Here is a 13,071-nt window from a genome sequence, read left to right as displayed (position 1 = left end):
CACTATCGGCGAAGGTGAGTTGATGGCTCATGATGTCCCTCTGGGATGCGCTCCGGATGAATATGATGATCTCATATCAGGAACTTGTTCGCACCTTCCTTATATGGGCGATTAAATAGTTTTTTAACTAATGTAATTACTTTAGTAACTAAAAATAGATCTATATTATAAATACAAATTCGGCAAGAACCATAACCAAAAATAAAACACCGATCCAGAATTCAGAAATTTCAATTTTTAAAAGTTTGGAGTTCAATATTATGAGCAGTAACGAGCGCATACTTAGCCCCTTTACGTTACCCAATGGTACCGAGCTGAAAAACCGTCTGTTTATGGCGCCGATGACGACCTGTACCGGTTTTTATGATGGCTCAGTCACTGATGAAGTCGTTGAATATTACCGTGCCCGGGCCGGGAGTATCGGTACGATTGTGGTGGAGTGTGCTTTTATTGATGACCTTGGTCCGGCCTTCCCGGGTGCTTTGGGGATCGATAAAGACGACAAAATTGAAGGGCTGGCGCGTATTGCCGACGCTATCCACTCCCGGGGCTCGAAAGCGCTGCTGCAGATCTATCACGGCGGCCGCATGGTGGACCCGAAACTGATCGGTGGCCGTACTACCGTTGCCCCCAGCGCCCTGGCCGCCCCCCGTGATGGCGCCGCCACCCCGCGTGCGTTAACCGGTGATGAAGTGACCGGTATGGTCAACAAATTCGGTGAAGCGGTACGTCGCGCGATTCAGGCCGGGTTTGACGGTGTCGAACTGCACGGCGCCAATACCTATCTGATCCAGCAGTTCTTCTCCCCGAACTCTAACCAGCGTGATGACGAATGGGGCGGCAGCCGCGAAAACCGCGCCCGCTTCCCGCTGGCGGTGCTGGATATCACCCATAAAGTGGTGCACCAGTACGCAGACGACGCGTTTATCGTGGGCTATCGTTTCTCGCCGGAAGAGCTGGAAGTCCCGGGTATCCGCTTTGACGACACCCTGTACCTGCTGGAGAAACTGGCTGAGCACGGGCTGGATTACCTGCACTTCTCGCTGGGTGCTGCGTTGCGTCCGTCAATCAATGACACCCAGGACCCGACACCGCTTATCAAAAAATATGTCGCACAGCGCTCCGAAAATCTGGCGCAGATCCCGGTGATGGGGGTAGGCGGTATTGTTAATGAAGCCGATATCGACCAGGCCATGGATAACGGTTACGACCTGATTGCCGTGGGCCGCGCCTGCATCGCCTACCCGGACTGGACCGATCGTATTGCCCGCGGCGAGCATCTGGAGCTGTCTATCGACAGTACCCAGCGCGAGGCGCTAAATATTCCGGTTCCGCTGTGGCACTCCTTCCTGGTGGAAGCGATGATCCGCGACATGAGCATGACCGAGTCAAAATTCAAACCCGGTGTGTTCCAGGAAACGGTACAGGATGACAGCCATGAACTGGTGATCAACGTCAGCCTGGAAACCGACCATATTGCCGATATCGAACTGGCCGCCGGCGGCAGCGACGAGGTGGAATTTGTCACCAGTTTTGAAGAGATTCGTTCACGCATTCTCGACGCTAACACACCGCACGTTGATGCGATTTCCGGCGCCACCAGCCAGAGTGAAGCGGTGAAAAAAGCCGTTTCCAAAGCTATCTCTAAATCCGGCAAAGCGCTGGCGGCGGAATCCGGTGTGGTGGAAACCGGCCCGCGCCACGTCGACGTGGTGGTTATCGGTAGCGGCGGGGCGGGTCTGGCGGCCGCAATCCAGGCCCACGATGAAGGCGCCAGTGTGCTGGTGGTTGAAAAAATGCCGACCATTGGCGGTAACACCGTGAAAGCCTCTGCGGGGATGAACGCCGCGGAAACCCGCTTCCAGCGCGTGAAAGGCATCCAGGACAGCAAAGCACTGTTCTATGCGGAAACCCTGAAAGGCGGGAAAAACAAAAACAACCCGGCGCTGCTGCACCGCTTCGTGGAAAATGCCCCTCAGGCCATCGAATGGCTGGCGGATCGCGGCATTATGCTCAATGACATCACCACCACTGGCGGGATGAGCATTGACCGTACCCACCGTCCCCGTGACGGATCGGCTGTCGGCGGCTACCTGATCAGCGGCCTGGTGCGCAATATCAATAAACGTGAAATTGACGTAATGCTGGACACCTCCGTGACTGCGATCCTGACCGACAACGGCGCGGTAAGCGGTGTGCAACTGGTGAACGACGAAAACGAAACCATCACCGTGCTGACCCACAGCGTGATTGTCGCCACCGGCGGTTTCAGCGCCAACAGCGCCATGGTGGTGAAATATCGTCCGGACCTGGCGGGCTTCGTGACCACTAACCACAAAGGGGCCACCGGTAGCGGCATCAAATTGCTGCAAGATATCGGCGCAGGCACTGTGGATATGGGCGAAATCCAGATTCACCCGACCGTGGAGCAGAGCACCTCTTATCTGATTTCTGAGTCTATCCGTGGCGGCGGCGGTATCCTGGTTAACCAGCAGGGTGCGCGCTTCTTTAACGAGCTGGAAACCCGGGATAAAGTCTCTGCAGCGATCATCGCGCTGCCGGAACATTACGCCTACATTCTGTTTGATGAGCATGTCCGGGCCAAAAACAAAGCCGCCGACGAGTATATTGCCCGTGGCCTGGTGACCAGCGCCAGCACCCCGCGGGAACTGGCGGAGAAACTGGGAATGGACCAGCACCAGTTGCTGGCGACCCTGGAACGCTATAATGGCTTTGTGGATGCCCAGCAGGATAGCGACTTTGGCCGTACCACGGCGCTGCGTAACCCGATCAATGCCGGGCCGTTCCACGCGATCCGTATCGCCCCGGGGGTACACCACACCATGGGTGGCATCACCATTAACCCGGATACCGAAGTGCTCAATACTGACCAGCAGGTTATCCCGGGGGCCTATGCCGCGGGTGAAGTGGCCGGGGGTGTCCACGGGGGTAACCGCATCGGCGGGAATGCGGTGGCCGATATTATTATCTTTGGTACCCTGGCGGGACATAAGGCTGCCAGCCGGGCGAAATCCAACGCATAATCGTCAATGCCCCGGCAAATGCCGGGGCATTTTTTTATCAGGAGAACGCAATGGCCAGTGCTGACGGTGTGTATAACTATTCTGCGGTGTTGATGGGCTCCCCCATTCAGTTACGGCTTTTTGAACACAACGAGGCACTGGCCGGTGCGGTCTTCCGGCTGATTAAACAGTATGAGAACCGGTTTACGGTAAACCGCGAGCCTTCTGAAGTGATGGCGGTGAACCGGGCGGCGGGGCAGCATCCGGTGGCGGTCAGCCCGCCGGTATATCAACTGATCCGCTGCGCGAAGGCGGCCAGCCTGCTGCCGGGCAGCGCGTTTAACCTGGCCATCGGCCCGCTGGTGAAGCGCTGGAAGATTGGTTTTCACGGTGACGCGGTCCCCCCGGCTGATGAGATTCGCCAGTTACTAACCCTGACCCGCCCTGAACGGGTGATCCTCGATGACGCCGCCAGCACGGTATTTCTGGCTGATGCCGGGATGGAGATCGATCTCGGGGCCATTGCCAAGGGCTATATTGCCGATCGGGTGCGGGATTATTTACGCCGTGAGGGGGTCACCGCCGGGTTAATTAACCTTGGGGGAAACGTGCATACGCTCGGGGCCCCGGATGGCGGCTGGACCGTTGGCCTGAAAAAGCCGTTTGCCGGGCGGGATGCGCTGATCGGCACCCTGACCGTGGCGGACAAGTCGGTGGTGACATCCGGTATTTATGAGCGCTATTTCGAGCAGGACGGCCACTGTTACCACCATATTCTCGATCCCCGCAGCGGCTACCCGCTGGATAACGAATTGCTGAGCGTGACGATTATTTCCCGGGACTCGCTGGACGGCGATATCTGGACCACGCTGCTGTACGGGATGGGGGTCACCGCAGGCTGTGCGGCACTGCGCCAGCGGGAGGATATTGAGGCTATCTTCGTCACCCGCCACCATGAGGTTATCTGCTCATCCCGGCGGCAGTTTCAGTTTACCTTGCTGGATGACCAGTACCGGATTACTGACAATATTGCTTAAGCAGCCCGACCTGGTCTGCCTGTAAACGGTAATGGTACACCGGCCGTCCGGTGGCGCCGTAATGGATGGTGGTGAACAGAATATTAATCTGCGCCAGCCAGATGAGGTATTTACGGCAGGATACCCGGGATATCGCCACCGCGTTGGCTAAATCATCGGTGGAGAACTCTTTTTCCGGGTGGCCATCAATCCACTGGCAAATGGTGCGCAGGGTCTGCTGGGTGAGCCCTTTGGGCAGGCGACGGGTGTCGGCGACGTCCGGCGGCCCGCTGTGGATAAGGTTGTCGACATCGGCCTGTTCATAATAGGAGTGGGCCTCCATCTGGTTATAGCGGTTGCGCCAGTTGCTCAGGGCTTCTTCAAAGCGCGGGAACTGGAACGGTTTGATTAGGTAATCCACCACCCCGTAATGCAGTGAGGTCTGGATAGTCGCCCGATCCGACGCCGAAGAGATCATAATCACGTCAATCGGGCGCCCGGTGGCGCGGATCACCGGCAGCAGATCCAGCCCGCTCTCCTGCTGCATATAGACATCCAGTAAGACCAGGTCGATATCGTGGCTGGCGTCCTGAACAAAAGCGGTGGCCTGAGCAAGGGTAGACGCCACCCCGCAGCAGTTAAAGCCCGGAACCCGCGCCACATAGCAGCGGTTCAGCTCTGCCACCATGGCATCATCGTCGACAATTAATACGTTGATCATGTGTCCTTCCTCTCACTGTCCCAGGGAATATGTACAAAAAACTGGGTGAAAACACCCGGCTCAGATTCAACACTGATGCTGCCACCCAGCCCTTCCACCTGCTGGCGGGCCAGAAATAGCCCCACGCCGCGGTTTTCCCCTTTGGTGGAGATACCTTTAGAAAAAATAGTCTGAATAATCTCTGGCGCGATGCCCGGGCCGTCATCGCTCACCTCGCAGGTGAGCCAGCCATCCTGATAATGTAACAGCAGGCCTATTTCGCCACCGGCCTGTTGCTGCATGGCATCCAGGGCATTCTCAATTAAGTTCCCCAGCGCGGTGATCAGCACCGTGACCTGCTGCTGGTTTGGATTATCCGGCACCATGCAATCTTCGGCGAGGGTGAGTATATGGCCCGCCTCTTCAGTGCGGTTAATTTTCCCCAGCAGGAACCCGGCAATCACCGGTGATTTCACCTTGTGCTGGATTGCCCCGATATCGGTCTGATAATTATGGGCGGTCTGGATAACGTACTCTTCCAGTTTGTCATAGCTGCGCATATGCAACAGGCCGAGGATGACATGGAGCTTGTTCATAAACTCATGGGAGTGCGCCCGCAGTGCATCAACATAATTGACCATACCGTCGAGGCGCTGCATCAGCAGGCTGATCTCGGTTTTATCGCGGAAGGTACAAATCGCCCCAATCAGCACCCCTTTACTGCGTACCGGCACGGTATTGCTGAGCAGTAAATGGCGATTACAGGCTATTTCGCGATCCTGCACCGGCTGGCCGCTGCGCAGTACTTCCCGCAGGCTGGCCAGCAGCGGGGCGTGGGGGGCCGCACTGTCGTCTTCGTCCCGGTCAGTGACTTCACCCGGCACCAGTAAAATCAGCCGGGCGGCCTGGTTCATCATGGTAATGCGCCCGTGGGCATCCACGGCGATCACCCCCTCTTTTAGGGAGTGAAGCATCGCCTGGCGCTGCTCGAACAGGCTGGAAATTTCATAGGGCTCAAGGCCGAACAGAATGCGCTTTAGCGCCCGCACCAGCACCCAGATCCCAAAGGTCGCCACCAGGATACTGAACAGCAGCGTCCAGACCATGCCCCAGCGGCTCTGGTTAATATGCTGGTCAACAATACTCAGCGGGATACCCACCGCCACGATACCGATCTGCTGGCGCTGGGCGTTATACACCGGGGTGTAGATACGCAGGGCGAGGCCGAGCACCCCGTGGTTGATGGCGACATTCTCTTTGCCCAGCAGCGCCGGGTTAATGTCATCACCAATGTACTGCTTGCCAATCATGGCCTGATTGGGGTGTGAATAGCGCTGTTTGTGCATATTGGTCACCACCACAAACAACAAGTGGTTACGGGCAGTGACTTCGCTGACCAGCGGCTGGATAGCGTTATCGGCATCCGGTGGGTGCTGTAGCCCGTTGATCACTTCCGGGGTGGTGGCCAGGGTGCGGGCAATGGCACGGGCGGTCTCTTTCAGGCCATCCCGGGAGGCATTGCCAATCTGGATAAAGTACAGGGTATAGACCAGCGCCAGCACGGTGATAATGACACTGGACACCATCAGGGTGACGGCGGTGCTGAGCTTCATGGGGTGTTTTTCACCCCCCGGGCGTTGTGGTATGGCGCGCATCGACACCCCTGAAATGGATAACAAAGTGGGTGATTATTACCGATGGCGCGCCAATGTTAAAGCAATCTGCACATTTGTTCCGGCCACGTCATTTCGGGGGATGGCCGAAAACCGCCCGGTGAAGCGTGACGTTACTCGCAGGCGGCGCCAGGGAAAATCGCTATAGTGGACAGATAAACCGCACTAAGGAGATGGGTATGAGCATTGGGCAGAACGCATTTGCCAGGGAAAGATGTAATGCCAGTACGGCGCAAATTGATCGCCTGTCCACCCAGGATCTGGTGAATGCCATCCACCAGAACGATCTGTCGCTGGCGGCGGCGATTGACGCCTGCCTGCCGGATATCACGCGGCTGATTGATAACGCCACGGCGGCCCTGAGCCGCGGTGGCCGGGTGGTACTGGTGGGGGCCGGGGCCTCTGGCCGCCAGGCGATACACACTGCGCGGGACCATGCGCCGGAAGCGCATCATCCCGTGGTTGGTTTGATTGCCGGTGGCCAGCAGGCCATGCTCCATGAGGGGAGCCAGGCCGCCCAGGATTATGATGGCGGGATGCGCGCGTTACAGGCCATCGGTTTTAACGCCCAGGATCTGCTGGTGGCCCTGACGGTGAACGGTAAAACGCCCTGGGTATGGGGGGCGCTGCGTCACGCCGGTGCCCTGGGGGCAACCGTGGCGGTGATCACCCGGGAAAAGGGCAGCGAAGCCGCGCAACTGGCGGACATTCTGGTCGCCCCACAGACCGGGGCCGAAGTGGTTGCCGGCTTCCGGGATCCCCGCGCCAGCCTGGCACAGCAGCAGATCCTCAATATGCTCAGCACTGGGCTGGCAATCCGCGCTGGCCGGGTATTCGGCAATATGCGGGTGGATCTGGATGCCCGTGACACTCACTCCCTTGAGCGCCAGATTGCCGTGGTGATGGCGGCGGGCGAGTGTTCGCGCGCGGTGGCCAGGGACGCGCTGGCCAGCTGTAATAACCAGTGCAAGACCGCGATTTTGATGGTGCTCAGCGGGCTGGATGCCTGGAGTGCCCACGGGTTGCTGGACCAGCATAAAGGCCACCTGCGGATGGCATTGCAGGAAGCGCCAAAACGCTAATCCCCACCGGGAGGGCCGCCTCCCGGTTTTCCTCTGCTAGCTGTCTCTGCGCAATATCTGACGTCCATGTGCGTACCTTTCACCACAACAAATAGTCAAAAAAATTGACCGTTTGAGACGAATTGTTTCGCTATTACCAGGAAAATTTCAGTTTTAGAATGCCCCTCATTGGTCAGGCATCTGACAACATCCCAATTCATAAGGTAGAGGTGGCGTATGGCCAGCGTATTAGTATTGAAATCCAGTATTCTTGGTGGTGCTTCTCAGTCAAATATGTTGATTGATTTTTTGGCTGAACAGTGGAAGCAGGGGCATCCTCAGGATACGCTTACTGTCCGCGACCTGGCGCAGGAGCCCTTACCGGTGCTGGATGGTGAAGTGGTGGGGGCCTTTGGCGATATCGCTACGCTGAGCGCCCATCAGAAAGAGATCCGCGCCTATTCTGATGCGCTGATCGCGGAGCTGAAATCCCATGACACCATCGTGATTGCGGCCCCGATGTATAACTTCAATATCTCTACCCAGCTGAAAAACTATTTTGACCTGATTGCCCGCGCCGGTGAGACATTCCGCTACACCTCTGCAGGCCCGGAAGGGCTGGTCACCGGTAAGAAAGCGATTGTGATCAGCAGCCGCGGCGGCCTGCATGCCGGCGGCGCCAGCGACATTGTTACCCCGTACCTGAAGGTGTTCCTTGGGTTTATTGGCATCACTGACGTGGAGTTTGTGCTGGCAGAAGGGATGGCGATGAGTGACCACGCCAGCGGCGAGCTGGAGAATGCCAAAGCGGCGCTGTCGACCCTCGCCGGGACCCAGGCCGCCAGAAAACTGGCAGAAGCGCCTGCGGTGGCCCCCGCTCAGGATGAGCAACCGCAGGGCTTTTTACAGAAACTGCTCGGCAAGCTGTTTGGCTAACCGGCGGCGATTGCCTGACCTGGCCGGTCAGGCAACGGCCATTTCCATCATCACCGGATGGAAACGGCGTTTAAAGTAAATCAGCCCGTGGCCTTCTTCGCTGAGCACGATGTTTTTGATTTCCACCAGATACACCAGGTGAGTACCAATGGTCTGGACCTGGCTAATGTCCCCTTCCAGGCTGGCCAGCGATCCCGCCAGTACCGGCTGCCCCTGAGGGCCGGTGCGCCATTGTTCCCCTTTAAAGCGCTCTTCCATCGCCATACCGGTCATCCCGGCAAAGTGGCGCGCCATCAGCTCCTGCTCATGGTTTAGCACGTTAACGCACAGCCTACCGTTCCCCTGGAATACCGGGTTCATGGCGCTATTGGCGTTGATACACACCATCAGTGAGGGCGGGGTATCCGTGACAGAACATACCGCCGTGGCGGTGATCCCACACTGGCCCGCAGCCCCGCGGGTGGTGACAATATTCACCGCCGCCGACAGGCTGGCCATCGCATCGCGAAAGCGCAGGCGCTGCTCGTTCTCTTGTTGCATGGCAACCTCCGTTATTTCAGCAGTTTATCTAACACGTTAATATCTGCGTTGTTATGCAGATGCGCAACCGTCCAGCCGTGCTGGTCATATTCAGACAGGCAGCGATCAACCATCGCCATCATTTTGTCCATGTTGCCGGAGTTCTGCGCCTGGCGCAGGCATTGCAGGCGGATCTCATCCTGGCTGCCGGAATAGTTGATTTCATACAGCTCATGGCGGCCGCCAAACTCACTGCCGATGGCATCCCACATCAGTTTCAGGATCTTGATCCGTTCTACGTGATCCATCCCGTTGGAGCCGCGGACATATTTCGCCAGGTAGCGGTCGATCTCCGGGTTGTTCAGATCGCGGGCGCTGGACGGCAGATAGATAAGGCCGCTGGTGACGTTACGTTCAATGATATTTTTGATCTTGGCGTAAGCCATCGGCGCCATGACGCGGTAGGTTTGCAGCGCCGCGTGATCCGGCAGCCAGGCGCCGTTGATCCACGGGGTGGCCTCGGAGCACATTGAATCGCTCAGGGCCCAGAACATATTGCGCCAGGCCACCACTTCCCCCAGATCCGCCTGTACGCCACGGAACTCCAGAGTGCCGGTACATTCCAGCGAGCGCTTCAGCAGGGCGCAGATAAAGTCCAGTTTGACTGCCAGACGCACACAGGCCTGCAGGGGATACATGCGGGCAAATCCCCCCTCCATGGTCCAGCGGCGGCAGCGATCAAAATCACGGTAGATCAGCACGTTTTCCCAGGGGATCAGCACATGATCCATTACCAGGATCGCATCGTTCTCGTCAAAGCGGCTGGAGAGCGGGTAATCATAAGGGGAGCCGGTGGCCCCGGAGACCAGCTCGTAGGAGGCCCGGGAGATCAGTTTGACCCCTTCGGCATCCATGGGTGCCACGAACATCAGCGCGAAGTCCGGGTTTTCCCCCATTACCTGGGCCGAGCCAAAACCTATCATGTTGTAGTGGGTGAGGGCGGAGTTGGTGGCCACCACTTTGGCGCCGCTGACGATGATCCCGGCGTCGGTCTCTTTTTCCAGCTTGATATAGACGTCTTTGACTTCGTCCGCGGGTTTATGACGGTCAATAGGTGGGTTAACAATGGCGTGGTTAAAGTACAGGCCGGTTTCCTGAATCCGGGTGTACCAGTGGCGGGCGTTCTGCTCAAACTGGCCGTAAAATGCCGGGTTCGCGCCCAGGGCGCAACCGAAGGCGGCTTTATAGTCCGGGGTGCGGCCCATCCAGCCGTAGCTCAGGCGGGACCATTCGGCAATGGCATCGCGCTGCTGGCGCAGATCGTCGGCGCTTTTCGCCACCCGGAAAAACTTATGGGTATAACCGCCGCTGCCGGTATCGGTGTTCCAGCATAATTTATCCTGCATTTCCGGCAGGTGCAGAGCGTCATACAGCTGCCCAACGGAGGCCGCCGCGTTGCGAAAGGCCGGGTGGGTGGTGACATCTTTCACTCGCTCACCGTAGATATAAATCTCGCGGCCATCCTGTAAGCTCTTCAGGTACTCTTCACCGGTCAGCGGGCGTTTGGCGTCAGCGCGGAAATCTTCGGGTTTCATAGGGACCTCATTATTCATATTCGGATTTGGAACACCGCGGCAACCCGCCTGCGATGTGAAATGTTAATTTTGTGTTTTCTTTTTGTTGTTCAATTGAAGCGCTCAACGGTGATTTGCGGAAGAGACTTTTGGGTCAACGGCGGGTACTTTTCCCCGGCCCAGGGGGCCGGGATGGGAAACTGCGATCGGGATCAACTTCGCCCGGGGGACGCGGGATCAGCGGCAGCGAAACTGCGACGGCGAGCAACCCGCCAGGCGGTTAAAAAAGCGGGCGAAATAGGCGGGATCTTTAAACCCCAGTTGCTAGGCGATGTCGTTCACCGCACAGTCGGAAAACAGCAATAACCGCTTCGCTTCCCGGAGCTGGCGATCGAAGATCAGCTTTTTCGGCGACCGGTTAGCAAAACGCCGGCAGATGTCCGTGAGCCGGGACTCGGTAATGTGCAGTTCCCGGGCATAGTCCGGCACGCTCCAGTGGCATGAAAAGTGCTGGTCCACCATCAGGTTAAAGCGCTGAAACAGTTTCAGTTCACCGCGCATGCCGCTGGCGGCCTGATCGTCTAGCCGCACATTACGCAACAGCAGGGTAAACACCCCCTGGGCCAGCAGTTTCAGGGTATTTTCCCGGCCGGGGAAGTTCCCCTGCGATTCGCGCTCAATCAGCCGCCAGTAATGCTCCAGAGCGTGTAACTCTTCCGGACAGTGGGCGAGGGAAAAGCAAATCCCCGGCAGGCCGAACGCTTCCCGGGTGCCGGGGTAGAGTACCTCCAGCAGGGGCCAGATCAGATCCTCATGCACTGTCAGCACGTGGCCGTCGCTGTCGGACTCAGTAAAAAATGCATGGGGCACCGACGGCGGGGTTAACACAAACAGCGGCGCCTCCACCGAATAGTGGTGGTCATCCAGCTGGAGCTCGATTTGCCCGGTATTCAGAAAGTGCATCTGGAAGAAGCTGTCGTGGCGGTGAGGGCGCATATCGCGGCCAAAAAACGCCGCCATGCGCGAGAAGGACTGGTAGTGAACATCATCGCTGCCGAGGCTTTCATCGTACTCTTTGCGGATATCAATATTGGCTATCGGGCTGTCGGTCATGGTGGCTCCTGGCATGGTGCTGCCCGGGGGAAAACCGGGCAGCGGGGTGGTTCTCACGGCGCGTGTGTTTTAGGGGGTGGCTCTGGGGCGCGATGACGGCATCGGGATCAGCCACACCACAATGGCGCCGAGCACCAGCAACCCGGCCATCAGGTACAGGCCGCTGTTAAAACTGCCGGTAAGATCTTTTAGCCAGCCAACAAACAGCGGGCTCATGGCCGAGCCAATATTACCGGTGGCGTTAATCACCGCAATCGCGATGGCCCGTGCCCGCAGGCTGATGGACTGGTCCGGGGTGGTCCAGAAGATAGCCATAGCGCTGAACGAACCGGTGGAGGCCATGATAATCCCCAGCATCTGCACCAGGCCGTGGTGGCTTAGGGTGGTCAGCACCCAGCCCGCGGCGGCAAACAGAAACGGCAGGGCGGTATGGTGCTTACGCTCCTGATAACGATCGGAGTGGCGGCTCCACCAGATCATCCCGGCAATGGTACAGATCTGCGGGATAGCCGCCAGCAGGCCAATGGTGATATTGCTGCTGTCCGCGTTAAAGCTTTTCAGGATTTGCGGGGTCCAGATGCTGACGGCGCTGAGGGTGTTGGTCAGGCAGAAGTAGGCCAGGGTATACAGCAGCACGATGGGGGTAAAAATCTCGCGCCACAGGGTTCTTTTTTGCAGGGCGCTATGGCTGATGGCCCCTTCCGGCTGCACCAGCGATAACTGATCCTGTTGCATCATCGCTTTCAGGCACTGCTTGTCTTCACGGGTCAGCCAGCGGGCGTTATCTGGTGAATCCACCAGATAAAACCAGACGATGACCCCGAGGATAACCGACGGAAACCCCTCCAGTAGGAACAGCCACTGCCAGCCGTGCAGGTTGAGCACCCCGTCCAGAGAGAGGATATAGCCGGACACAATCGACCCGAGGGCGGTGGTGACCGGCATGGCTATCATAAACAGCGCATTGGCCCGGGCGCGGAAATAGGCCGGGAACCAGTAAGTCAAATACAGCAAAATTCCCGGCAGGAAACCGGCTTCGGTGATCCCCACCAGCATCCGTAACACGTACAGGCTGGTGGGCCCGGTGGCGAACATGGTGGCGGTGGAGGCCAGCCCCCACAGCACCATAATCGTGGCTATCCAGCGCCGGGCGCCGACGATCCCCAGCATGATATTGCTGGGGATACCAAACATCACATAGGTGGCGTAAAACAGGGTGGTCGCCATACCAAACATGGTGGCGCTCAGCCCTAAATCTTGCCCCATGGTCAGCCCGGCAAAGCCGATGTTAATACGGTCAAGGAATGAGAAAATAAACAGCACGAACAAAAACACAACCAGACGGCGAAACAGCTTATTGATCACTGATTGTTGTTGAGCCGTCAGCGTCGGGTGCTGACGGGCCGGGTTTTGTGTACCCGGTACCGCAGGTGAGGTATCGCTCATGGTTTTCTTC

Annotated in this window: 9 protein-coding genes and 1 pseudogene; 4 read left to right on the top strand and 6 right to left on the bottom strand. The window is 57.7% G+C overall.

Annotated features, from left to right (window positions below):
* Positions 1 to 260: 260 nt before the first annotated feature.
* Together F9C28_RS01220 and F9C28_RS01215 are read left to right on the top strand one after the other, a co-directional pair.
* The gene (locus F9C28_RS01220) at positions 261 to 3,044 is read left to right on the top strand and encodes a flavocytochrome c (RefSeq protein ID WP_199013270.1); all 2,784 of its coding nucleotides are present in this window, start codon (positions 261 to 263) and stop codon (positions 3,042 to 3,044) included.
* A gap of 50 nt (positions 3,045 to 3,094) precedes the next feature.
* Positions 3,095 to 4,060, top strand: a complete 966-nt coding sequence (locus F9C28_RS01215) for an FAD:protein FMN transferase (RefSeq protein ID WP_199013269.1) — start codon at positions 3,095 to 3,097, stop codon at positions 4,058 to 4,060.
* On the opposite strand, the gene dcuR is transcribed toward F9C28_RS01215, so the two are convergent.
* Both dcuR and F9C28_RS01205 read right to left on the bottom strand, forming a co-directional pair.
* On the bottom strand, positions 4,041 to 4,760 hold the full coding sequence (dcuR, locus tag F9C28_RS01210; RefSeq protein ID WP_199013268.1) for a two-component system response regulator DcuR: 720 nt from the start codon (positions 4,758 to 4,760) through the stop codon (positions 4,041 to 4,043). The two genes, F9C28_RS01215 and dcuR, sit on opposite strands and share 20 nt — an antisense overlap.
* The gene (locus tag F9C28_RS01205; RefSeq protein ID WP_199013267.1) at positions 4,757 to 6,394 is read right to left on the bottom strand and encodes a sensor histidine kinase; all 1,638 of its coding nucleotides are present in this window, start codon (positions 6,392 to 6,394) and stop codon (positions 4,757 to 4,759) included. The genes dcuR and F9C28_RS01205 overlap by 4 nt, the downstream gene beginning before the upstream one ends.
* A gap of 197 nt (positions 6,395 to 6,591) precedes the next feature.
* On the opposite strand from F9C28_RS01205, the gene F9C28_RS01200 reads away from it, so the two are divergent.
* Positions 6,592 to 7,494 (top strand): N-acetylmuramic acid 6-phosphate etherase, encoded by a 903-nt coding sequence (locus F9C28_RS01200; RefSeq protein ID WP_199013266.1) that lies wholly within the window; start codon positions 6,592 to 6,594, stop codon positions 7,492 to 7,494.
* Positions 7,495 to 7,710: 216 nt separating this feature from the next.
* A complete protein-coding gene (locus F9C28_RS01195) occupies positions 7,711 to 8,409 on the top strand; it encodes an FMN-dependent NADH-azoreductase (RefSeq protein ID WP_199013265.1) in 699 nt (232 codons plus the stop codon).
* Positions 8,410 to 8,436: 27 nt separating this feature from the next.
* Here the strand turns inward: F9C28_RS01195 and F9C28_RS01190 are convergent, their stop codons facing one another.
* The 4 genes and pseudogenes from F9C28_RS01190 to hpaX form a co-directional block, all read right to left on the bottom strand.
* The gene (locus F9C28_RS01190; RefSeq protein ID WP_199013264.1) at positions 8,437 to 8,949 is read right to left on the bottom strand and encodes a 4-hydroxyphenylacetate 3-monooxygenase reductase subunit; all 513 of its coding nucleotides are present in this window, start codon (positions 8,947 to 8,949) and stop codon (positions 8,437 to 8,439) included.
* 11 nt (positions 8,950 to 8,960) lie between these two features.
* Positions 8,961 to 10,523, bottom strand: a complete 1,563-nt coding sequence (hpaB, locus tag F9C28_RS01185; protein ID WP_199013263.1) for a 4-hydroxyphenylacetate 3-monooxygenase, oxygenase component — start codon at positions 10,521 to 10,523, stop codon at positions 8,961 to 8,963.
* Between the two features lie 216 nt (positions 10,524 to 10,739).
* Positions 10,740 to 11,615: pseudogene (gene hpaA / locus F9C28_RS01180) on the bottom strand (4-hydroxyphenylacetate catabolism regulatory protein HpaA).
* Between the two features lie 69 nt (positions 11,616 to 11,684).
* Positions 11,685 to 13,061, bottom strand: coding sequence for a 4-hydroxyphenylacetate permease (hpaX, locus tag F9C28_RS01175; RefSeq protein ID WP_199013262.1), 1,377 nt, complete (start codon positions 13,059 to 13,061; stop codon positions 11,685 to 11,687).
* Positions 13,062 to 13,071 lie beyond the last annotated feature (10 nt).

This window comes from Shimwellia pseudoproteus, assembly GCF_016415625.1.
Taxonomy (GTDB): domain Bacteria; phylum Pseudomonadota; class Gammaproteobacteria; order Enterobacterales; family Enterobacteriaceae; genus Shimwellia; species Shimwellia pseudoproteus.
This window is presented reverse-complemented; position numbering and strand designations above follow the sequence as displayed.